Origin of the sequence: Vibrio sp. 10N.247.310.23 (assembly GCF_041467155.1) — a bacterium.
GTDB lineage: Bacteria > Pseudomonadota > Gammaproteobacteria > Enterobacterales > Vibrionaceae > Vibrio > Vibrio crassostreae_C.
Window position 1 is genome coordinate 112,633 of record NZ_JBFSTZ010000004.1, and the last position, 22,553, is coordinate 135,185.

Annotated in this window: 18 protein-coding genes; 17 read left to right on the forward strand and 1 reads right to left on the reverse strand. The window is 46.2% G+C overall.

Features of this window, described 5'->3' with window-relative positions; genetic code table 11:
* Nucleotides 1-4 precede the first annotated feature (4 nt).
* Entirely contained in the window at nt 5-2,566 is a 2,562-nt protein-coding gene (locus AB6D93_RS04250) for a penicillin-binding protein 1A (protein WP_170967445.1), read from the reverse strand.
* Between the two features lie 151 nt (nt 2,567-2,717).
* Between AB6D93_RS04250 and pilM the strand changes: the two genes are divergently transcribed.
* From pilM to astD, 17 genes are all read left to right on the forward strand, one after another.
* Nucleotides 2,718-3,743 carry a type IV pilus assembly protein PilM gene (gene pilM, locus AB6D93_RS04255; protein ID WP_102333883.1) on the forward strand — a complete coding sequence of 342 codons (1,026 nt, stop codon included), beginning with the start codon at nt 2,718-2,720 and terminating at the stop codon, nt 3,741-3,743.
* Nucleotides 3,727-4,326, forward strand: a complete 600-nt coding sequence (locus tag AB6D93_RS04260; RefSeq protein WP_102333882.1) for a PilN domain-containing protein — start codon at nt 3,727-3,729, stop codon at nt 4,324-4,326. The genes pilM and AB6D93_RS04260 overlap by 17 nt, the downstream gene beginning before the upstream one ends.
* Complete coding sequence (locus AB6D93_RS04265) at nt 4,319-4,948, forward strand: type 4a pilus biogenesis protein PilO (protein WP_017061128.1); 630 nt, start codon at nt 4,319-4,321, stop codon at nt 4,946-4,948. The genes AB6D93_RS04260 and AB6D93_RS04265 overlap by 8 nt, the downstream gene beginning before the upstream one ends.
* The gene (locus AB6D93_RS04270; RefSeq protein ID WP_017063694.1) at nt 4,935-5,453 is read left to right on the forward strand and encodes a pilus assembly protein PilP; all 519 of its coding nucleotides are present in this window, start codon (nt 4,935-4,937) and stop codon (nt 5,451-5,453) included. The genes AB6D93_RS04265 and AB6D93_RS04270 overlap by 14 nt, the downstream gene beginning before the upstream one ends.
* A gap of 35 nt (nt 5,454-5,488) precedes the next feature.
* A complete protein-coding gene (locus AB6D93_RS04275) occupies nt 5,489-7,207 on the forward strand; it encodes a type IV pilus secretin PilQ (protein ID WP_032545762.1) in 1,719 nt (572 codons plus the stop codon).
* A 176-nt stretch (nt 7,208-7,383) separates the two neighbouring features.
* Entirely contained in the window at nt 7,384-7,902 is a 519-nt protein-coding gene (gene aroK, locus AB6D93_RS04280; RefSeq protein ID WP_017061125.1) for a shikimate kinase AroK, read from the forward strand.
* 25 nt (nt 7,903-7,927) lie between these two features.
* Entirely contained in the window at nt 7,928-9,016 is a 1,089-nt protein-coding gene (aroB, locus tag AB6D93_RS04285) for a 3-dehydroquinate synthase (RefSeq protein ID WP_017061124.1), read from the forward strand.
* A 79-nt stretch (nt 9,017-9,095) separates the two neighbouring features.
* The gene (locus AB6D93_RS04290; RefSeq protein ID WP_102333881.1) at nt 9,096-10,613 is read left to right on the forward strand and encodes an AAA family ATPase; all 1,518 of its coding nucleotides are present in this window, start codon (nt 9,096-9,098) and stop codon (nt 10,611-10,613) included.
* A gap of 69 nt (nt 10,614-10,682) precedes the next feature.
* Complete coding sequence (locus AB6D93_RS04295; protein ID WP_017061122.1) at nt 10,683-11,531, forward strand: Dam family site-specific DNA-(adenine-N6)-methyltransferase; 849 nt, start codon at nt 10,683-10,685, stop codon at nt 11,529-11,531.
* 200 nt (nt 11,532-11,731) lie between these two features.
* Entirely contained in the window at nt 11,732-12,406 is a 675-nt protein-coding gene (gene rpe, locus AB6D93_RS04300) for a ribulose-phosphate 3-epimerase (protein WP_010435263.1), read from the forward strand.
* A gap of 102 nt (nt 12,407-12,508) precedes the next feature.
* Nucleotides 12,509-13,195: a phosphoglycolate phosphatase gene (locus tag AB6D93_RS04305; RefSeq protein WP_017061120.1), complete on the forward strand. Its 687-nt coding sequence runs from the start codon at nt 12,509-12,511 to the stop codon at nt 13,193-13,195.
* 150 nt (nt 13,196-13,345) lie between these two features.
* Nucleotides 13,346-14,362, forward strand: a complete 1,017-nt coding sequence (gene trpS, locus AB6D93_RS04310; protein ID WP_016796005.1) for a tryptophan--tRNA ligase — start codon at nt 13,346-13,348, stop codon at nt 14,360-14,362.
* Nucleotides 14,363-14,747: 385 nt separating this feature from the next.
* The gene (locus tag AB6D93_RS04315) at nt 14,748-17,342 is read left to right on the forward strand and encodes an ExeM/NucH family extracellular endonuclease (RefSeq protein ID WP_102333880.1); all 2,595 of its coding nucleotides are present in this window, start codon (nt 14,748-14,750) and stop codon (nt 17,340-17,342) included.
* A gap of 200 nt (nt 17,343-17,542) precedes the next feature.
* Entirely contained in the window at nt 17,543-18,121 is a 579-nt protein-coding gene (locus AB6D93_RS04320; RefSeq protein WP_017068833.1) for an aminodeoxychorismate/anthranilate synthase component II, read from the forward strand.
* Between the two features lie 465 nt (nt 18,122-18,586).
* Nucleotides 18,587-19,798, forward strand: coding sequence for an aspartate aminotransferase family protein (locus AB6D93_RS04325; protein WP_017066202.1), 1,212 nt, complete (start codon nt 18,587-18,589; stop codon nt 19,796-19,798).
* Nucleotides 19,799-19,905: 107 nt separating this feature from the next.
* Nucleotides 19,906-20,925, forward strand: coding sequence for an arginine N-succinyltransferase (gene astA / locus AB6D93_RS04330; protein ID WP_102333879.1), 1,020 nt, complete (start codon nt 19,906-19,908; stop codon nt 20,923-20,925).
* A 39-nt stretch (nt 20,926-20,964) separates the two neighbouring features.
* A complete protein-coding gene (gene astD / locus AB6D93_RS04335; RefSeq protein WP_010435219.1) occupies nt 20,965-22,422 on the forward strand; it encodes a succinylglutamate-semialdehyde dehydrogenase in 1,458 nt (485 codons plus the stop codon).
* The last annotated feature ends 131 nt before the right edge of the window (nt 22,423-22,553 follow it).

A 22,553-nucleotide genomic window follows, 5' to 3' on the forward strand; every position in this document is an offset into this window, starting at 1 on the left:
TTAGTTAGAACAGTTCTTCTACTGCTTCACCTGATGAGGTTGAGTAGATGTCATCATTGAAACGTTCAGTGATGTACTCGGTTGGCTCTGTGCCTTTCTCGAAGTACTCGAACATTGATGAGCTATCGAACTTGTTGGTCAGTAAGCCAGTTTCACGGTCGATTCGAACACGGACGATGTTCTCCGGAATTTCTTTACGCTCAGCAGGAACACCCGCTAACGCCGTACCCATAAAATCAACCCATGCAGGTTCTGCTGTTTTCGCGCCAGCTTCTGCACCAGTAATCTGATTTTTACCAAGGTTCGAGTTCGCTTTAGTACGGCCTAGGTTGCGGTTGTGGTTATCAAAACCAACCCATACCGTAGCCACCATGCCAGGGCCGTAGCCGCTGTACCAAGTATCTTTAGAATCGTTGGTGGTACCCGTTTTTCCGCCAATGTCACGACGCTTCAACGGTTGTGCACGCCAACCAGTACCGTTCCAACCAGTGCCAGCGCTCCAATCACCGCCACCCCAGATGTTGCTGTACATCATTTCACGAACAAGGAATGCGTTCTGTTCAGAGATAACTTGAGGTGCGTATTGTACTTTGGCATCCACATCTTGCTCTGCAAACTCATCAGCCATTGGGTCTGAGGTCATTTGCTGTTGGCAATCGTCTTTACAAACCACTTTTGGTGTCGCTTCAAATTCAGTCTCACCAAATGGTGTCTCAATGCGGCTGATGTAGAAAGGTTCAACGTAGTAGCCGCCATTAGCGAATACTGAGTAACCTTGAGCTACTTTCATTGGCGTTAAGCTACCCGCACCCAGAGCAATGGTTTCAGAGCGCGGAACTTCATCAATATCAAAGCCAAATCGAGTTAGGTAGTTACGAGTATCATCTAGACCTACTTCGCGCAGTACACGTACCGCCATTACGTTTTTAGACTGAGCTAAGCCAATACGTAAACGAGTTGGACCCACGTAAGTCGGTGGCGAGTTCTTTGGTCGCCATGCGGTACCTTGGCTCTTATCCCATTGGTTAATCGGTGCATCGTTGATCAGTGAGGCTAGCGTTAAGCCTTTCTCAATCGCTGCTGAGTAGATAAAGGGTTTGATACCAGAACCCACCTGACGAATAGATTGCGTTGCACGGTTGAACTTGTTGTGGACAAAGTTAAAGCCACCGACCATCGACAATACCGCGCCGTTGTTCGGGTTCATTGCAACAAATGCTGTGTTCGCATTCGGTACTTGGCTTAGTCGCCATACAATCGGTGTTTCTGATTCTGCAGTCGCTGACTCTTCTGTCGGCTCTTCAGAGACTTCATCGCCGGTAACGGCTTCATGGCGAACCCAGATTTGTTCACCAACCGCCAGAATTTCTTTCGCTTGAGAAGGCGCTGGTCCTTGGCGGTTATCCGTTAGGAATTTACGCGCCCAGTTCATGCCTTGCCATTCGATAGTGCCTTCACCTTGGTTCTTAACCCAAATTTGAGCACTTTTCGAATCAACCGCGGTAACAACAGCAGGGACTAGGTCACCATAGGTTGGTTGAGACTTAAGGTGTTTAACGATTTGTTCTTGATCCCACGCTGATTGCGCAGTCTGCCACAATACTTTTTCAGCACCACGGTAGCCGTGACGCTCATCGTAGCCAAGTAGGTTCTTAATTGCGGCTTGGTTCGCTGCTTTTTGCAGTTTCGAATCAACGGTCGTGTAGACCTTCATGCCTGATGTATAAGCTTCTTCACCATAGCGTTCCACCATCCAAGCACGTGCAACTTCAGCAACATATGGCGCGCTCAGTTCGATCTCTGCACCGTGGTATTTCGAGATAAGCTCTTCGCTACGAGCGTCATCGAACTCTGCTTGAGTGATGTATTTCTCGTCTAACATACGACGCAATACAACGTTACGACGGTTAGTCGCGCGCTCAACAGAGTAAATAGGGTTCATTGTCGAAGGTGCTTTTGGCATACCCGCAAGGGTCGCAATTTCACTCAGCGTGAGATCAGGAAGATCTTTACCGAAGTAAACACGTGCTGCCGCGCCAAAACCATACGAACGGTGACCAAGGAAGATCTTGTTGACGTAAAGCTCCATGATCTCTTCTTTACTAAGAAGTTGCTCAATGTGGATCGCAATGAAGATCTCTTTGATCTTACGCATAATCTTTTTCTCATTAGATAAGAAGAAGTTACGCGCAAGCTGCTGAGTAATGGTACTAGCACCTTGTTTGGCTGAACCCGACATTGCAACCACGAGTGCTGCACGTGTGATACCGATTGGGTCAATACCTGGGTGTTCATAGAAACGGCTATCTTCGGTGGCAATCAGAGCCTCAATTAAGTGGCGAGGGATCTCGTCATAAGTGACTGGGTTACGACGTTTTTCACCAAATTGAGAGATCAATTTACCGTCTTGACTGAAGACTTGCATTGGCGTTTGGAGTTCTACGTCACGCAAAGTGGCAACATCAGGCAACTCTGGTTTTACGTAATAATAAAACCCGAAAATTGTACTGACTCCAAGAATCATGCAAACCAATGTAAATATGAATAATCGCTTTATGAACTTCACCGGATAATCCCTGATTAGTTAAGGCTGATAAGCAGCAAACCCTTGTACTCTAGGTTAAAAACTTAGCTTTCGTTTATTAACGCTTATTTAACTAATAATCACAACCCCTAGATAATCAACGAAATGCTTGGCACTTCAGGAGCTAGGTCACATGGGTTCATCATTAATTACAGGTATAGATATAAATCACCACAGCATCAAAGCCGTGGTACTAAAACCCGTTGGGGAATCGTATGCCCTGGTGGGATACAAAGAGCTGCCGATTTCGGACGACATTTTTACAGCTAACCATACTTTGGAGTATCAGAAAACTGTTAAGAAACTTAAAGAACTTAGGAAAGGACTGCCTTTTGGCTGTCGCAACGTCGCCATTTCGGTACCTGATAACACGGTGATCAGCAAAGTACTGCAAATAGAGAGTGAGTTAGAAGACAGAGAAAAAGAGTTTTCTATCTATCAAACCTTCGCCCATCAATCTCCCTTTCCTATCGAGGAGCTGAGTTTAGATTTTGTAAAGCTGGAAGACAAACGATTTGGTAAAGGTTCGACAAGCAGTTATCAGGTATACGCCACTCGTAAAGAAGTTGTGGATAGCCGAGCGGATGCATTAACCAAGGCTGGCTTCAAACCTGTGGTGGTGGATACACAGGCGCATGGGCTACTTAATATCTGGCAATTGGCCTCGCGCCTGTATCCCGATAAGAAAAACTGGTTGCTAGTGGATGTTGGAATCGACCAAACCTCGCTAGGGGTTATCCCGCAGAATTCGGCGCCTTTCTATAAAGACATCGCCTTTGGCACTCAAGATCTTCGCAGCTCAGATGACCCGAGTGATATCGAGAGCGTGTTCGGTACTATGGAAGAGACACATCAATTCATTGTTAACCTGATTGAGAAGCTCAAGCGTCAATTGCAGCTCTATTCATCGGGAAATGCGCAGCAACCTATCTCAGGGATTTGGTTGATGGGCGAGGGCGCCAGCATCCCTATGGTAACCGAAGAGCTAGAACGCCATTTTCAGTTGAGCTGCGAGTCATTGAATCCTTTGTCTTTATTTGAGAATAAGGTCGCCAAGAGACGCCGACTGCCGATTGACTGGCAACACTTTGGTATCGCGGCGGGTATGGCGATGAGTGGGCTCAAGTGGCAGGGAGAGAAGCATGTTGCATCAAATTAACCTGCTGCCGTGGCGTGATGAGATTCGTGCTCAGCACAAGAAGCGTTTTATCCATCTGGTCATTCTTGGCGTCATCATTGCGCTTATAGGGCAATGGGCGGTTGGTCACTATTTTCACGATCAACAAGCCAAGCAGCAAGCTCGCCTCAATTACCTCAATCAGTACATTGCTGAGCTCGACCGACAAATTCAGTCGTTAAAAGTCGCAGAGCAAGAACACAAAGCCATTCTGACTCGACTTGATGTGGTTGAGTCGCTGCAGCTTGGCCGTAATAAGACCACCGACTTCATGAACTTGATGCCGGAGCTGATTCCAGAGGGTGTCTATGTCGACAAGATAAAGATGAATGGTCAGGAGATTGAAATGTCGGGCATCAGCGACAGCACTGCTCGTCTCGCCACCATGTTGGACAACCTCGAACGTTCAGATTCTTTGAAAGGGGTCGAGATGCACTCTATCGTTCATAACCGCCAGCGCTTCAATAAAGAGTTTCAGACCTTCAAGGTCTCTTTTGTGTTTAGCCCTGTGTCTTTAGAAAACACAACCGCGAGCAGAAAAGATAAGGGGGCGCATCATGGCTAACCTTCAAAATAGGATTAGTAGGCAAAACAGGATGAGCTTGCAAGATCTCGATGTTGATGAGATCACCGAATGGCCATTGTTGCCTCAGCTTCTCGTGATTCTGGTGTTGATGGTGTTAATCCAAGGTGTTGGCACTTGGCTGTATCTGCTGCCGCTCGACGAGGAACTGAAACAGATGAAGCAACAGGAGCAGACCTTAAAAACGACCTTGAGGATAAAGGCGAATAAGGTTGCAGCCTTGCCTAAGTTGCAGAGCCAGTTGGATGAGCTAACTAGTCGCTACGATTATCTATTAGAGCAGCTGCCCGTTCAAAAGGAGTTAGCGAGCATGTTGGCCTCCGTGAATGAGCTCGGCTTGGATAACTCGCTGACCTTCACACGAATCGATTGGGGGCAAAAGCAGAATAAGGAGTTTCTCTATCGATTGCCTCTCAATATAGAGCTGACAGGTGACTATCACGAGATTGGTGACTTCTCTGCTGCCATCGCCAAGCTGCCGCGTATTATTAGCTTTGATGATGTGAATTGGCAGCGAGTCAGTCAAGAAAGTAGCACGCTGCACTTTAGGGTTCGAGCTTATACCTACCAGTTTAAATCGGAGGTTAATGATGAAACCCAATAGCGCGTTTTACTCAATCGTATTGATGCTTGCGTTGTCAGGCTGCAAAGCTAATCAAGACTCACTGCAAGATTTTGTGGCGCAGGTTGAAGCCAAGGCGAGAAAAGATGTCGAGCAACTTGTCCCAGCAACTGAATTCACGGCGGCGACTTATCAGCGCCGATCTTTGCGTCCTCCCTTTGAACTGCCTAAAGAAGCCATTGTGCAAAACCAACCCTTGGTTAAGAAAGACTGTTGGCAACCCAGCGCCCGTTCTCGTAATGGCAAGTTAGAGAAGTACCCGCTGAGTAAGCTTCGTTTAAGAGGCGTGATGGGCAGTGGCTCAAGCGTGTTTGGCTTAGTGCAAACACCCAAAGGCAACGTGGTAAACGTCAAGAAAGGCCAGTTTATCGGCTTAAACAATGGCCGAGTTACTAAGGTGACGAGCCAATACGTTCAGATTAATGAAACTCTTCCAGATGGCTTAGGTTGTTGGCATAAGCGCAACGTTAGGCTGGCTCTGAAGTAAACCAATGTCACATGATGTGGATATGAGATGTAAATATGATTAAAGGAATAAGTGGATTAGTGAGCAAGGCTCTACAAGGTTTTGCTGTGTCTGTGATGTTGGTTGTTAGCGTGCTCAGCCATGCCGAGAGCTTACCGAACAAATTGGAGAATATTGATTTTAGGGTCAATAAGGATAAAGACGCCGTCATCATTATTGAGCTGGCGACCAGCACAGCAGTGGTGGATGTTCAACGAGCTCAGGAAGGGTTAAGTATCGAGCTAATCAATACTCAAGTTGATGATGACAAGCTCTACCTGCTGGATGTGAAGGATTTCGCTACCTTGGTTGAAGGCATTGAAGTCTATAAAGAGACACCAAGCACTCGGCTTCTAGCGACGATTAGCAATGACTATCAGTATGAATACAACCTAAAGGGGCGCTTTATTGAGGTGGTGATCAGCAAACCGGTGCTCGATGAAGCGACCAAAGAAAAAAGCGTTCTAGAGAAAGAGGGCAAGCTGATATCGATTAACTTCCAGGATATCCCGGTACGAAATGTCCTGCAACTGATTGCCGATTACAACGACTTCAATCTCGTGGTGTCTGATTCGGTAGCCGGAAACCTGACGTTACGCTTAGATGGCGTACCTTGGCAGCAAGTTCTCGACATTATCTTGCAAGTTAAAGGCTTGGATAAGCGTGTTGATGGCAATGTTATCTTGGTCGCGCCGAAAGCGGAGCTCGACCTTCGAGAGCAACAAGCGTTAGAGAAATCGCGCTTAGAAGAGGAGTTAGGGGAGCTTAAATCGGAAATCATCAAGATTAACTTTGCTAAAGCCACCGACATCGCTGACATGATTGGAGGTGAAGGTGCGGTCAGCATGTTGTCCGATCGTGGTTCGATTACCATTGATGAGCGCACCAACTCACTGCTCATTCGTGAATTGGAAGAAAACATTGCCGTGATCCGAGGCATCATTGAATCGTTAGACATTCCCGTGAAGCAGGTACAGATAGAGGCACGTATTGTCACGGTTACTGAGGGTAATCTTGATGAGCTTGGCGTGCGCTGGGGCGTTTCCTCAACCAACGGAAGCTTCACCGTTGGTGGCTCAATCGAAGGTAACCACCCATCAGCGATTACGCCGTATGACGACGATAGCGGCAGCAGCGTGATTGATGACTATCTCAACGTCAATTTAGGGGCAACATCGCCGAACGCCTCGAGTATTGCGTTTCAGGTGGCCAAACTGGGTTCAGATACCTTACTCGATCTTGAACTGTCGGCACTGCAACAAGAGTCAAAAGCTGAAATCATTTCTAGTCCACGCTTAATCACCACCAATAAAAAGCCGGCTTATATTGAGCAAGGTACTGAAATTCCTTACTTAGAGTCATCTTCAAGTGGCGCTACGTCGGTTGCATTTAAGAAAGCCGTGTTGAGTCTTAAGGTGACACCGCAGATCACGCCCGATAATCGTTTGGTATTGGATTTGAGCGTGACTCAAGATAGGCCAGGGCAAGTGGTAAAAACTGGAACCGGTGAAGCGGTCGCCATTGATACGCAAAGAATAGGTACGCAAGTGCTTGTTAATAATGGTGAAACTGTCGTGCTTGGCGGGATATTTCAGCACAGCGTGAGCAGTACAGTGGATAAAGTTCCTCTGTTGGGGGACCTGCCAGTTTTGGGCGCATTGTTCCGTCGCAGCTATGAAAATGTGGGTAAAAGTGAACTACTTATTTTTGTCACACCCAAAGTTGTGATTCAGTAATGAACAATTAGATTAAAAATAAAGTTGCATTAGTGGCACCTAACCTTGATAATTTCGGGTCTTATCACGAATTATCTGTGAGGAATCGGTGCCACGGGCCTTTTAATTTCAGTACTTGTACTGACCTACCTTGTGGCGATGTCATTGAATTAACGTTGTAAATTACTGCTAAAAACATGGCTGAGAAACGCAATATTTTTCTTGTTGGCCCAATGGGCGCCGGCAAAAGTACAATTGGTAGACACCTAGCTTCCCAACTTCATATGGAGTTTCTAGACTCTGACACTGTGATCGAAGAGCGCACTGGCGCAGACATCGCATGGGTTTTTGATGTTGAGGGCGAAGAAGGTTTCCGTAAGCGCGAAGAATCTGTAATCAATGATCTGACAGAAGAACAAGGTATTGTTCTTGCGACAGGTGGTGGTTCAGTGTTGAGCAAAGAAAACCGTAACCGTCTATCTGCACGAGGCATTGTTGTATACCTAGAGACAACAATTGAAAAGCAACTTGCTCGCACTAACCGCGACAAGAAACGCCCTCTACTTCAAACAGACAACCCGCGTGATGTGCTAGAAGATCTAGCTGTATCTCGCAACGCACTATACGAAGAAGTGGCGGACTACACAGTTCGTACTGACGACCAAAGTGCAAAAGTGGTAGCCAACCAGATCGTAAAAATGCTAGAAGAACGTTAAGTTCATTTTTTCGGAGAGCAAACCCATGGAACGGATTACGGTCAATCTAGCTGAGCGTAGCTACCCTATCTCTATTGGCGCCGGGTTATTTGAAGACCCGGCGTACCTTTCTTTTTTATCAGGTAAGCAGAAAGTTGTTGTTATCAGTAATGTGACAGTAGCGCCTCTTTATGCTGATAAAATTTTATCGCTATTGGATCAAGTCGGCTGTCAGACATCTCTTCTCGAGCTGCCAGACGGTGAACAGTACAAAACCCTTGAAACGTTCAATTCAGTGATGAGCTACATGCTTGAAGGAAATTACAGCCGCGATGTGGTGGTGATTGCTTTAGGAGGTGGTGTTATCGGTGACTTGGTCGGTTTTGCTGCCTCTTGTTACCAGCGCGGTATTGATTTCATTCAAATCCCGACGACCCTTCTTTCTCAAGTGGACTCTTCTGTTGGTGGTAAAACCGCAGTAAACCATCCTCTTGGTAAGAATATGATCGGCGCTTTTTACCAACCGAAATCTGTGATCATCGATACCAACTGTTTATCAACGCTTCCAGAGCGTGAGTTTGCAGCGGGCATTGCTGAGGTGATCAAATACGGCATCATTTACGATGAAGCCTTCTTTGATTGGTTGGAGCAGAATCTAGAGAAACTTTATCAACTTGATGAAGAAGCACTGATTACCGCGATTGCTCGTTGTTGTGCAATTAAGGCTGAAGTGGTGGCTCTAGATGAAAAAGAGTCAGGAATCAGAGCGTTATTGAACCTAGGTCATACATTTGGTCATGCGATTGAAGCAGAACTAGGCTATGGTAATTGGCTACATGGTGAAGCTGTGTCGTCAGGCACTGTAATGGCAGCTAAAACAGCTCAATTACAGGGACTGATCTCTCAGCAGCAACTTGAGCGAATTATTTCTATACTCAAGAATGCGAAACTACCAATCCATACGCCAGAAAGCATGTCTTTTGAAGACTTTATGAAGCACATGATGCGCGATAAAAAAGTGCTGTCTGGTCAGTTGCGTTTGGTATTACCAACAAGTATTGGTACTGCTGAAGTGGTTGCTGATGTGCCTCAAGACATCATTAAACAAGCGATCGATTTCTGCCGTACTCTTTAAATTTGGTTGTGAGGTTGCCTAGCTAAACTCTAGGCAACTGAAGCGTTTTACTGATCGATCTTATCAGTAGGGATCCCCAATGAGTTTGGCTCATGAATTAAGAGTATTAGAGTTAGAATCTCAAGTTGAGCTGCTAGAGCGCTTACAGCTTTTGACTAACTTTGGTTCAAACCTTGTGACGGTGGCGGGCAAAGCTGGCTCTGGCCGATCTTGGTTGGCTCAGCGTTATCTTGAAGCATGGTCGACAGAAAAAAATCAGTGTTTACTGCTTTGTCATCCAAGCCAAGACGATCAACAACGCCGTGCGCTCATTCTTAGCCAAATTGTTTCTGATCCCCTGTTTAATCAACATGATTCCTTATCGGATAGCCTAACAAGGTTACTGGATGGAGAACCGTGTAATGTGGTTATCGTCGTTGATGATGCCCAACGACTTTCTGAGCTATTGGTATCCGAATTATGGATGTTGGTACTGGAAGCTCAATCAAACCCTCAATGGACGATCAATATCGTTCTCTTCTCGGAACCTGGCCACTTAGATACGTTATTAACGCGTTTGAGCTACGGTCAACAACACAAACCTATCGATCTTGAGATCGATGACCTTTCGCAACCAGAAGCTGAACATTTCTTTGAATCACTGGTGATTCGATATGTTGATGATGAGTCTGAAACTTGCGTGCGACGTGCGTTTAATAAAGCGCAACCTCTGCCCGGTGAGTTAATGGCTTTAGGAGAATTGAAAGTGGAAAAAAGGATTATTATTCGCTCAATTATTGGCTCACCCATCAATATCGCGATTGTGGTGGCCTTGCTGTTGATTTTAATTGGTGGTGGTTATTGGTGGATGTTCAGTCAACCAACCCCTGACGATAAAGCGCAATCTCTTATCGCTCCGATTGAACAGACAGCTATCCCAACTTTTGAAGTGGAAAGTGGTACCGAGCAAGCTGGAATCGACGGAATGGACGATTCTGAAGCCGAAGCTGACATGAGTTATCAAGGTGCTGATGACGACAGATCATCTTTGCCACCGACTGTCGTTGAAGATACCGCGAGTGTTGGAGAAGTCGAACAAGATCAGCAGCGTGTCGTAATCACCTCTGATGTGGTTGATGCCTTGCTTGATGATAAACCTGAAAGTGCCGATACCAGTGCGATTGATGCTGCTGTTGAAGAAAACACAGGTGCCGCGGTGAGTTCGCAATCAGATGCAGACAAAGTGGAGTCACAGCCTTCAGCCGATGAAGCAACAGACCTAACACAGTCCACGCCACCGACTAAGAAAATTACATTCTCATTTTCTCGCGAAGAGTTACAAGCTATCTCTCCGCGAGCTTATACTTTGCAGTTGAGTGCGATGACCTCATTGGACGACGTACAGTCTTTCATTGAAGAGTATGACCTTGAGAACAAGGTTCGTATTTACCCAACACTTCGCAACGACACCAAGTGGTTTATTATCACTTATCAAGATTACCCAACGATTCAAGTGGCGAGAGACGCGGTAAGTGCGTTATCAAAACCCCTTCAACAGTTGGAACCTTGGGCAAAATCGATGAATCAAGTGCATCGAGAGATAGAACGTGCGAAATAACCCTGAGCTTAGCCTCAAAATATGTTACATTCCGCAGCCTTATTTTTGAGTTGATAGATAGAGCAGTAAATGAAAAAGCAGCGTGCCTTTCTAAAATGGGCTGGTGGTAAATATGGCCTAGTTGAAGACATCCAACGTCACCTGCCACCTGCTCGTAAATTGGTAGAACCGTTTGTCGGTGCCGGCTCAGTATTTCTGAATACTGACTTTGAACAGTACCTGCTTGCAGATATCAATCCCGATCTTATCAACCTGTACAACCTGCTTAAAACCGATCCTGAAACTTATATCACGGAAGCGAAGCGCTGGTTCTGTCCTGAGAACAACCGTAAAGAAGCCTTCTTAGATATTCGCGCTGAGTTCAATGGTACAGATAACGTCATGTATCGTTCATTGGCTTTCTTGTATATGAACCGATTTGGCTTCAATGGCCTATGTCGTTACAACAAGAAGGGCGGTTTTAACGTTCCATTTGGTTCTTATAAAAAACCTTACTTCCCAGAAGCTGAGCTGGAATTTTTTGCCGAGAAAGCGAAAAAAGCCACCTTCGTCTGTGAGGGATACCATGAAACCTTTAGCCGCGCGCGCAAAGGCTGTGTGGTTTACTGCGATCCTCCATACGCACCACTGTCGAACACGGCAAACTTTACCTCTTACGCAGGTAATGGCTTTAGCTTAGATGACCAAGCTGCACTGGCGGATGTTGCTGAAAAAGCAGCGATGGAACGAGGCATCCCTGTCTTGATCTCAAACCATGACACCACCTTAACGCGCCGTTTATACCATGGTGCAGAACTGAACGTGGTCAAGGTTAAGCGCACCATTAGCCGTAATGGCGCAGGGCGCAATAAAGTCGATGAGTTACTGGCACTTTTTCATAAAGAGAAAAACCAGCAACACGCTTCAGAAGAATTGTAGCGGCCAACATAACCCTCGAACTCATTAAATTGAGTGACCAACGGGTACTTTCATAAACTAATCTTTCGAACTGCTAGGATCTGCTTAGTTGCTTAGGTAGAATTGCACACCAAATAGTCTTGGAATTGAGTCTTGTATTTGTATATGAGATGTCACAAGGCGGTGATATTCGCAATTTACTCACTCTTAAGAGGTTTGGTATGAAAGATTTTCTAATCGCTCCATCGATTTTGTCTGCAGATTTTGCTCGTCTTGGTGAAGACGTAGAAAAAGTACTCGCAGCTGGTGCTGATGTTGTGCACTTCGATGTGATGGACAACCACTACGTACCTAACCTGACTTTTGGCGCGCCTATCTGTAAAGCGCTGCGCGACTACGGTATTACGGCTCCTATCGATGTTCACCTTATGGTTAAGCCAGTAGACAGCATCGTGCCTGAGTTTGCTAAAGCCGGCGCATCAATGATTACCTTCCACGTTGAAGCTTCAGAGCACATCGATCGCACTCTACAGCTAATCAAAGAGCACGGCTGTAAAGCGGGTGTGGTTCTTAACCCTGCAACGCCGCTTTCTTGCTTAGATTACATCCTAGACAAAGTAGACATGATTCTACTGATGTCTGTGAACCCAGGCTTCGGCGGTCAATCTTTCATTCCGCACACGCTAGATAAACTACGTGCTGTTCGTAAGCTGATTGATGAGTCAGGCCGTGACATTCGCCTTGAGATTGATGGCGGCGTGAAGGTTGATAACATCCGTGAAATCGCAGAAGCGGGCGCAGATATGTTCGTTGCGGGTTCAGCTATCTTCAATCAACCAGATTACAAAGAAGTGATTGATGAGATGCGTGCAGAGCTTGCAAAAGTAAACGCATAATCGTAAAACTACAGATAGATTGAATATTAAGGGGCTAATTTGCCCCTTTTTTACGTCTTATAGCTCAACTCATAAGACGAACATAATAAATAGGAAAGTAAGATGTCATTAAGCTCAATAAAACTGATCGCCTTTGATTTGGATGGAACCTTGTTAGACAGCGTGCCTGATTTGGCCGTTGCTGCTGATCAAGCTTGTCAGGAGTTGGGTTTCCCTTCAGTGAGCGAAGAACAAGTTCGCGACTACGTAGGTAATGGTGCTGATGTTCTTATCGGACGTTCACTCAGCCGTAACTTGACGGTTGACCCAAGCCTAGAGCCAGAGCTACTGAAAAAAGCACGCATCCTGTTTGATGATTTCTATGAGCAGGGCGGTCACAAGCTAAGTCACCTTTACCCATCGGTTAAAGAGACGCTGGCTGAGCTGGATAAAGCCGGCTTCACTATGGCGCTGGTTACCAACAAGCCATCGAAGTTTGTACCAGACGTACTGGCGCAACACGGTATTGATAAGTACTTTGTTGATGTGTTGGGTGGCGACTCTTTCCCAGAGAAAAAACCGAACCCAGTCGCTCTGAACTGGTTGCTAGAAAAGCACAATGTAAAAGCGGAAGAGATGTTGATGGTTGGCGATTCAAGCAACGACATTAAAGCGGCTAAGAATGCAGGTTGTCACTCGTTTGGTCTGACTTACGGTTATAACCACGGCGAGCCGATTTCAGCATCAAACCCTGACTATGTCGCGGATAACGTCGCGCAATTACTAGATGTCGTTCTAGTTTCAGCATAAAGCGGACAAAAGTTAGCTAACCTACTAGCAAAATACTTATCAATGAGTACACTGGATGAGCCGTACAGAAGAGCTGTGCGGCTTTTCTATATTTAAGTTAAGAAGCTAAGCGTTCAATAAACTTAGCGAATAAGCAAAGGAATTAAAACCATGAGCAAGCCCATCGTATTGAGTGGTGTTCAACCATCTGGTGAACTAAGTATCGGTAACTACTTGGGTGCTCTACGTCAATGGCAACAGATGCAAGATGATTACGATTGCCAATACTGTGTTGTAGACCTTCACGCAATTACGGTTCGCCAAGACCCGAAAGCACTGCATGAAGCGACTCTAGACGCACTAGCAATCTGTCTTGCTGTCGGTGTTGATCCAAAGAAGAGCACGCTATTTGTTCAGTCACACGTACCAGAGCATGCTCAACTTGGTTGGCTTCTTAACTGTTACACGCAAATGGGTGAACTGAGCCGTATGACTCAGTTTAAAGATAAGTCTGCACGCCACTCAAATGACGTAAACGTAGGCCTATACGACTACCCAGTGTTGATGGCTGCAGACATCCTGCTTTACGGTGCTCATCAAGTGCCTGTAGGTAGCGACCAGAAACAACACTTAGAGTTAGCGCGTGATATCGCAACTCGCTTCAACAACATCTACGGTCCTGAAACGCCAATCTTCCAAGTACCAGAACCTTACATTCCAACAGTGAATGCACGTGTAATGAGCCTGCAAGATGCGACGAAGAAGATGTCTAAGTCAGACGACAACCGTAAGAACGTGATTACTTTGCTAGAAGAACCTAAGTCGATCATCAAGAAGATCAACAAAGCGCAAACCGATGCAGAAACACCACCACGCATTGCTCACGATTGGGAAAACAAAGCGGGTATCTCTAACCTAATGGGTCTGTACTCTGCAGCGACAGGTAAAACGTTCGAAGAGATCGAAGCGCAGTACCAAGGCGTTGAAATGTACGGTCCGTTCAAGAAAGACGTAGGCGCAGCATTGGTTGAGATGCTTGAGCCGATTCAAGCTGAATATCACCGTATCCGTGCTGACCGTGCCTACATGGACGCAGTAATGAAAGCCGGTGCTGAAAAAGCCTCTGAACGTGCTGCAGTGACACTGAAAAAAGCATACGAAGCAGTAGGTTTTGTTACTCGCCCATAGGGTGAACTAACACAACTCGCTTGAGAATTTGAGCCCAAAGTAGCTGTTGTTTACTTTGGGCTTTTTCATGCCCATTCCATTTGTCTTCCTCGAAACCCCCTTGTTTGAATTGATAATTTACCCAGTATTTAGCTAGCATATCCATCGCTGTAATGCTGTGCAGATGATCTTATTTGGTACCCTCAAGCTTTATAAAATCACACTCGTTTCTATATATGTTGGAAATATATAACGTGCCAAACAATTGATGATTCCAAAGTGATAAGTTCCTCATTTTCTTGCCAACTGACTTATTCCTTTCATAAATAAACCTGATAGTTACCACAAAATACATGACTGCCCATAGATGGCAGTGACTATAACTCGATGAACTCAGGTGAAACGGATGGCTCTTTTACACAAACCTTCATTGCTAGCAGTGGCAATTGGTAGCTTGTTAACTACAAGCGCACACGCTGATTTGTTTATTTCACAATATGTGGAAGGCGGCAGCTATAACAAAGCGGTTGAGATTGCCAATAGTGGCGATAGCAGCATTAGTTTAGATGGTTACTCTTTGGCGAAATCTGCCAATGGCAACGGATCATGGGGTGCCACTTTACCTTTAGATGGACACGTTTTAGCACCCGGTGAAGTACTCGTGGTCGCACATTCTAGTGCGAGTGATGAGATTAAAGCTCAAGCTGACATCATTAATGCCTCTATCGCCAATCATAATGGTGACGACCCGCTGGCTATCTTGAATTCAGACGGCTCGGTACATGATGTTGTTGGTTTGATGGGCGATGTGGACTGGGGCAAAGATGTTACTTTGGTTCGTGCGACACAAACACCTTCTGCGACGTTTGATGCTTCACAATGGGTATCGCTACCAAAAGACAGCATTGAAGGCCTAGGTTCACTAGACAGCGTTGAACTGCCAGAAGCGTTCACTTGTACACAAGATGGCTCTGACCCAGTATTCACCACCATTCAAGAAATCCAAGGTGAGGGCGCTACATCGCCATTCATCGATGACTACCCATACATCACCGACGATGAATATTTCGTAAAAGGTGTGGTAAGTGCGGTAACAACAGGCCTAACTAAAGGCTTCTACCTGCAAGCACTTGAGGATGATTTCAACTCAAGCACTTCTGAGGGTCTATTTATTCATACCAACCAGTCGAGCTCAGAGCTAGTAGCCGGTGATGTAGTGTGTGTGAAAGGCAAGGTTCAAGAATACTACAGCCACACTCAGCTGAAAGTAGAAAACAACCAATGGCTAAAACAGGGCGAGCGGCAGGCACCTGAAGCTACGGCGATTGAAGTGCTAGACAGTGACGAGAACTTCGCTGCAACGCTTGAACGCTACGAAGGCATGTTGGTGAAAACAACCGAAGCGCTTGATATGCGTGTGACGCGTACCTTTGGTTATGACTACGCAGGTCGTCGTAACAACATGGTACTGGCGCATGAGCGTATTAACATGCAGCCGAACCAGCTTTTCGCCGCGGGATCTGACGAAGCGAAGCAGCAAACTGAAGACAACGCAGACCGCCGTCTTTTCGTTGAAACCGATCAAAAAGCGGCTGATGGACAAGTCCCTTTCTACCCAGATTTTGGCCGCACTGATATCGATCAAGATGGTTCAACAGAAGATTACATCCGCATTGATGACACCATTGTTGGCCTAGAAGGCGTGCTGACTTACAGCTACGGTGAGTACCGTTTAATTGCGACTAACCAGATCTCGGCTGAAAACTATGTGCGTAACGATCCGCGTACCGACAAACCAGACATGGATGAAGGCGACCTACGTATTGCGACCTTCAACGTATTGAACTACTTCAACTCTCCATTTGGTGGCGACGCGAATCAGCACGGCAATAACCGTGGCGCGAACACCATCACTGAGTTTGAGATGCAGCAAGAGAAGATTGTGAACGCGATTCTTCGCTTAGATGCAGACATCATTGGCTTGATGGAAATTGAGAACAACGGCTTTGGTGAAGGTTCTGCCATTCAACAGCTTGTGAATCAGTTGAATGATCGCATTGAGCGTAAGAAAGACCGTTATACGTTTGTCGCAGTTGATTCAAATGAAGATGGTGTAACCGACGAGATGGACTCGATTGGTACTGACGTAATCACAACGGGTGTCATCTATCGCAAGAAGGTAGTGAAGCTTAAAGACAGCCGCGTTATCGCGATGCCAAGCCAGCAAGCACCAGAGGTGTTAGACGATTCAGGTAAGGTGATTGAAGATGGTAAGAACTACCAGCGTGACTCGTTAGCGCCAACCTTCAAGGTTAAAGGTACCAAAGAGAAACTCACCGTAGCGATTAACCACTTTAAATCGAAAGGCTCTAAGTGTTGGGAAGATGCAGCACCGGTTGAACAGGGCGGTCAAGGTGGTGTTGATGCCGACAAGCAAGGCTCATGTGAGAACTTCCGCGTAGCTGCGGCGGTGGCACTGGGCGAAGCACTCGATGGCATTGAAGGTCATAAAGTGATTCTGGGTGATATGAATTCGTATGGCATGGAAGATCCAATGTTGGTGCTAACGGATTACTCTGAAGAGAAATACGGAAAGCAAATTAAAGCGGCGCGTAACACTTACATTGATGGTGTTGAACAGTTTGGTGATAGCGGTGCGGTGATTACTAAGAACTACGGTTACATTAATGCTGTAGCTCAAAAGCACCCAGACAGCTGGAGCTACTCATACAATGACGAAGTGGGCGCACTGGATCACCTGTTGATCAGCGACAGCCTGAAAGACATGGTGGTGGATGCAACGGACTGGCACATTAATGGTGGTGAATCGACGTTGTTTGACTACAACGAAGAGTACAAAGGCGATCTGCCTAAGTACCAAGATCACTTCCGTTCATCGGATCATGATCCTGCGGTTCTTGAGTTAAGAGTCGGCGGTTCATTCGGCTTGGGTGCATTGATGTCATTGTTTGGCCTGGCAATGTGGCGTCGTCGCAAGTAGCTCAATCACAAATAGATTGGCTTGCTATACAAGCAGGCCAATTCAGATAACTTAAGGCTATCTGTAAACAATTAAGGTCAACTTAGGTTGGCCTTAATTATTGGCGAAATGCAGTTTCCACTTGCCTTTCGCCATGGGTATTGCACAATACCGCCCCTATATCTCCCAATCATTTAGTATTTAGCAAACGATTTCGACCCATGTTACTTATCATCGATAACTACGACTCTTTTACCTATAACTTGTATCAGTATTTCTGTGAGTTAGGGGTCACTGTAAAAGTTGTTCGCAACGATGAGATTGATATTGCGGGTATTGAATCGCTGAATCCTAGCCATCTTGTTATCTCGCCAGGTCCTTGTACGCCTGATGATGCGGGAATCTCTCTACAAGTCATTGAACACTTCGTGGGTAAACTGCCGATCTTAGGTGTGTGTCTTGGTCATCAAGCCATTGCTCAAGTGTTTGGTGGTGAAGTAGTGCGAGCCAGACAAGTGATGCACGGTAAAACCTCTCCGATCCGCCACAACGGTAAGAGTGTTTTTCAAGGTCTCAATAACCCTCTGACTGTGACTCGTTACCACTCTTTAGTGGTGAAAAACGGCACATTACCAGACTGTTTTGAGCTGACGTCTTGGACGGAATTTGAAGATGGTAGCATGGATGAGATCATGGGTTATCAACACAAAACCTTGCCGATTGATGCGGTGCAATTTCACCCTGAGTCGATTAAAACAGAGCAAGGACACCAGCTTCTCGCTAACTTCTTAGCGCGTTGAGTGTTTAAATTTGACCCTTTCTCCGTCTAAATAAGCCAGTTAAACCTGTTAGCCCATTCGTTAAGCGTTTAAATTCGGGCGCTACGCGTCTCTTACTCCTCTGACGCTGATCACTTTTTATAACATTTCTCCCTCTTAAGGCTAAGTTTTTAGCCTATGCAAAATTATTCGCCTTATTTCGTCTCGAACCCAATATACCGCAATGCCAGTAAGGCTTTGCCGTTGCAGGTTATACGTTTAGGTAAAAAAAGCTTCATAAAACAGATTGATTGATGCATAAATAGTCATAGGTAGTGACGTTTAGCTGGTTGTTAGGGATAGCTAAAGAATAATCTACTATTGAAAACGTTAATTAAATGTAAATATAATGCTGCGGCGGGATTATGGCGAGAGAAAATATCTTTGTCTCACTTATGAACCAGTACGCTTATTTGCGAAGCTTGCGGTATCGAGAAGGAATGTACGATGACAGTGGAAAATAAAGTAGAACGTAGTCTGTTTAATGAGGTGATGGTGCCTTGTTATAACCCAATGGAAATGATCCCAGTAAAAGGGGAAGGCGCACGCGTTTGGGACCAACAAGGCCGAGAGTATATCGACTTTGCTGGTGGTATCGCTGTGAGCTGTTTGGGTCACTGTCACCCAGCAATGGTTAATGCTGTTACCGAGCAAGCAAACAAGATTTGGCACCTAAGTAATGTAATGACTAACGAACCTGCACTGCGTCTAGCGAAGAAGCTAACTGACGTATGTTTTGCAGAAAAAGTATTCTTTGCGAACTCTGGTGCAGAAGCGAACGAAGCAGCACTTAAGCTAGCTCGTCGTTGGGCTGCGGATGTTCACGGTCCTGAGAAATCTGAAATCATTGCATTCAAGCAAGGTTTCCACGGTCGTACTTTCTTTACTGTAACCGTTGGTGGTCAAGAAGCTTACTCAGATGGCTTCGGTCCAAAACCTGGCGATGTAACTCACCTACCTTACAACGATATTGCCGCTCTAGAAGCGCATATCTCTGATCGCACTTGTGCCATCATGATGGAACCTCTGCAAGGCGAGGGCGGTATCATCTCTCCAACGGCTGAGTTCGTGAATACGGTTCGTGAACTGTGTGACAAGCACAATGCATTGTTGATTTTTGATGAAGTACAAACAGGTAATGGTCGTACTGGTAACTTCTATGCTTACCAAGGTCTGGGCGTGACGCCAGACATTCTAAGCACAGCGAAGTCTCTAGGTGGCGGTTTCCCTATCGGCGCAATGCTGACGACGTCTGAACTGGCTACACACCTTAAGGTTGGTACGCACGGTTCTACATACGGTGGTAACCCACTGGCGTGTGCGGTAGCTGAAGCAGTGGTTGACGTAGTTAGCCAACCTGAGACTCTAGAAGGCGTAAAAGAGCGTGAAGCGCTATTCCGTGATGGTCTAACTAAGATTAACGACAAATACCAAATTTTCAGTGAGATTCGTGGTAAAGGCCTATTGTTAGGTGCTGCACTGAATGACGAATGGCAAGGGCGTGCGCGTGACGTATTAGTAGCAGCAGGCGAGCAAGGCCTAATGGTACTGGTTGCGGGTGCAAACGTGGTTCGTTTTACTCCATCACTGGTTATCACTAAACAAGAAATTGAAGAAGGTTTATCAAAACTAGACAAAGCAATCGCTACGCTAGTTTAGCCTGAGCGGCGTCATAGGAATGATCGCCACTAGAGCGATCCCATGACGTTCTGCTAAAGGCCCAAGCTTCTGGTTTTGGGCCTATTTTGCATCTGGAGGGAATATTGATGCTAGTTGTTCGCCCAATAAAACTATCTGATTACGATGCGCTGCATACCTGCGCCGTTGAGTCAGGACACGGATTCACATCTCTTCCGGTTAACGAAGAACTGTTAACTAACCGTATTACTCACTCTGAATACAGCTTTGCCAAACAAGACGTGACTGAACCTGGTGACGAAGGCTACCTAATGGTTGGCTTCGACACAGAAACCGGTGAAGTTGCTGGTACCACAGGCATTGAAGCTTCAATTGGTTGGGACGTTCCGTTTTACTCTTACCACATCAGTAAAGTGGTTCACTCATCGCAAAAGCTTGGCGTGAATAACGTGGTGAAGCTGCTGACTTTCGGTAATAACTACACAGGCTGCAGCGAAATTTGTACGCTGTTCTTACGTCCTGATTACCGCAAAGGCTTAAACGGTCGACTGATGTCTAAGTGTCGTTTCCTACTGATGGCTGAGCACCCAGAGCGTTTCTCAAAAACGATCTTTGCTGAGATGCGTGGTGTATCAGATGCGGAAGGCAATTCTCCTTTCTGGCAATGGCTGCAAGAACATTTCTTCTCGATTGACTTCACGCTTGCCGATTACCTAACCGGTATTGGTAAGAAAGGCTTCATTGCTGACCTAATGCCTAAGCTACCTATCTACGTGAACCTACTGAGCAAAGAAGCTCAAGCTGTGATCGGAGAGGTTCATGACAATACGCGCCCTGCACTTAAGTTGCTGGAACGTGAAGGTTTCACCAACCGTGGCTATGTCGACATCTTTGATGGGGGCCCAACGGTTGAGTGTGATCTAAGAAATATCGAATCTGTGCGTCACTCAATTCGAGCACAGGTTCAAATTGCAGAGCACTCTAGCTCTAAAGACTTCCTAATTGGTAATACCTCGTTTGAGAACTTCCGCGCAGTAGCCGCGAAAGGTGCGTATGACCAAGCAAGCGACACAGTGATTTTATCATCTGAAGTAGCAAGCGCTCTTGAAGTAAAAGAAGGCGAATTCGTTCGCATGTTGGCTCAATAAGAGCGGCGATTATCTGTCGAAGATTTTAAGGATAGAAGTATGACTCAGTGGATAGCAGGACAATGGGTGGCAGGTCAAGGTGACGCCATGGCATCAGTAAGCCCATACAATAATGAAGTAGTATGGCAGGGTGATAGCGCAACTCCTGCACAGGTTGAATCTGCAGTAGCAGCGGCTCGTGAAGCCTTCTTAGTTTGGAAAAAACTGAGCTTTGCCGAGCGTGAAGCGATCGTGTTGAATTTTGCTGAGAAAGTTAAAGAGAACAGCGAAGAAATAGCACAAATTATTGCAAAAGAGACGGGGAAACCGATTTGGGAAACGCGTACTGAAGCGGGCGCGATGGCGGGCAAAATTGCTATCTCTATTCGTGCTTACCATGAACGTACTGGTGAAGCTTCACGTGAAGCTGCAGGCAACCAAATTGTACTGCGTCATCGTCCATTAGGCGTAATGGCAGTATTTGGTCCTTATAACTTCCCTGGTCATCTACCTAACGGTCATATTGTTCCAGCACTGCTATCGGGTAATACCGTGGTATTTAAGCCGTCAGAGCAGACACCTTGGACGGGTGAGTTTGCGATGAAACTATGGCAAGAAGCTGGCCTTCCTGCTGGCGTAATTAACCTAGTACAAGGTGCCAAAGAGACAGGTATCGCACTGGCTGATGCTAAAGGCCTTGATGGCGTGCTGTTCACAGGTAGTGCCAATACCGGTCATATCCTGCATCGTCAATTCGCGGGCCAACCGGGCAAGATGCTGGCACTAGAAATGGGCGGCAACAACCCTATGGTGATCAGCGACCAATACGGTGATGCAGACGCAACGGTATACACTATCATCCAATCAGCTTTCATCAGTGCGGGTCAACGTTGTACATGTGCACGTCGCTTGTATGTTCCAATAGGAGATAAGGGCGATCAACTACTGGATAAGCTCGTTGCTGCGACCTTGAAAATTCGTGTCGATCAGCCATTCGCTGAGCCAGCACCCTTCATGGGCCCACAGATCTCTGAAGCTGCGGCTAAGTTCATTCTGGACGCACAAGCGAATCTGCAATCGTTAGGCGGTGTAAGTCTAGTAGAAGCAAAAGCGGGTCAAGCGGCGTTTGTTTCTCCTGGTATTATCGACGCAACCAACATTGCTGAACTGCCGGATGAAGAGTACTTTGGTCCATTGCTACAAGTGGTCCGTTATCAATCGCTAGAGCAAGCGGTTGAGCTAGCTAACGACACACGCTTTGGTTTATCTGCTGGCTTAGTATCAACAGATGATTCTGAATGGGAATACTTTGTTGACCATATCCGTGCGGGCATTGTTAACCGTAACCGCCAGCTAACAGGCGCAAGTGGCGATGCTCCATTTGGTGGTCCAGGTGCTTCGGGCAACTTACGCCCAAGTGCTTACTACGCGGCTGACTACTGTGCTTACCCTATGGCTTCAATGGAAGGTGGCGAAACTCAACTTCCGGCAACGTTTAGCCCAGGTATTGAGCTTTAATTTAGGCTAATGAGTCTTAGGCTTATGCGTTAAGTTTGAAATAGGAAGCGGTGCTATCGCTTCCTTTTTCCATCACGCCCAACACCTAGATTGGGCGGTAGATAATAATAGAAAAGTATGTCACAGGCTGA

What these genes read in the sequence shown, in the direction of transcription:
- pilM (WP_102333883.1), top strand. Translation starts at nt 2,718, where the DNA reads ATGGGTTCATCATTAATTACAGGTATAGATATAAATCACCACAGCATC.
- AB6D93_RS04260 (WP_102333882.1), top strand. Translation starts at nt 3,727, where the DNA reads ATGTTGCATCAAATTAACCTGCTGCCGTGGCGTGATGAGATTCGTGCT.
- AB6D93_RS04265 (WP_017061128.1), top strand. Translation starts at nt 4,319, where the DNA reads ATGGCTAACCTTCAAAATAGGATTAGTAGGCAAAACAGGATGAGCTTG.
- AB6D93_RS04270 (WP_017063694.1), top strand. Translation starts at nt 4,935, where the DNA reads ATGAAACCCAATAGCGCGTTTTACTCAATCGTATTGATGCTTGCGTTG.
- AB6D93_RS04275 (WP_032545762.1), top strand. Translation starts at nt 5,489, where the DNA reads ATGATTAAAGGAATAAGTGGATTAGTGAGCAAGGCTCTACAAGGTTTT.
- aroK (WP_017061125.1), top strand. Translation starts at nt 7,384, where the DNA reads ATGGCTGAGAAACGCAATATTTTTCTTGTTGGCCCAATGGGCGCCGGC.
- aroB (WP_017061124.1), top strand. Translation starts at nt 7,928, where the DNA reads ATGGAACGGATTACGGTCAATCTAGCTGAGCGTAGCTACCCTATCTCT.
- AB6D93_RS04290 (WP_102333881.1), top strand. Translation starts at nt 9,096, where the DNA reads ATGAGTTTGGCTCATGAATTAAGAGTATTAGAGTTAGAATCTCAAGTT.
- AB6D93_RS04295 (WP_017061122.1), top strand. Translation starts at nt 10,683, where the DNA reads ATGAAAAAGCAGCGTGCCTTTCTAAAATGGGCTGGTGGTAAATATGGC.
- rpe (WP_010435263.1), top strand. Translation starts at nt 11,732, where the DNA reads ATGAAAGATTTTCTAATCGCTCCATCGATTTTGTCTGCAGATTTTGCT.
- AB6D93_RS04305 (WP_017061120.1), top strand. Translation starts at nt 12,509, where the DNA reads ATGTCATTAAGCTCAATAAAACTGATCGCCTTTGATTTGGATGGAACC.
- trpS (WP_016796005.1), top strand. Translation starts at nt 13,346, where the DNA reads ATGAGCAAGCCCATCGTATTGAGTGGTGTTCAACCATCTGGTGAACTA.
- AB6D93_RS04315 (WP_102333880.1), top strand. Translation starts at nt 14,748, where the DNA reads ATGGCTCTTTTACACAAACCTTCATTGCTAGCAGTGGCAATTGGTAGC.
- AB6D93_RS04320 (WP_017068833.1), top strand. Translation starts at nt 17,543, where the DNA reads ATGTTACTTATCATCGATAACTACGACTCTTTTACCTATAACTTGTAT.
- AB6D93_RS04325 (WP_017066202.1), top strand. Translation starts at nt 18,587, where the DNA reads ATGACAGTGGAAAATAAAGTAGAACGTAGTCTGTTTAATGAGGTGATG.
- astA (WP_102333879.1), top strand. Translation starts at nt 19,906, where the DNA reads ATGCTAGTTGTTCGCCCAATAAAACTATCTGATTACGATGCGCTGCAT.
- astD (WP_010435219.1), top strand. Translation starts at nt 20,965, where the DNA reads ATGACTCAGTGGATAGCAGGACAATGGGTGGCAGGTCAAGGTGACGCC.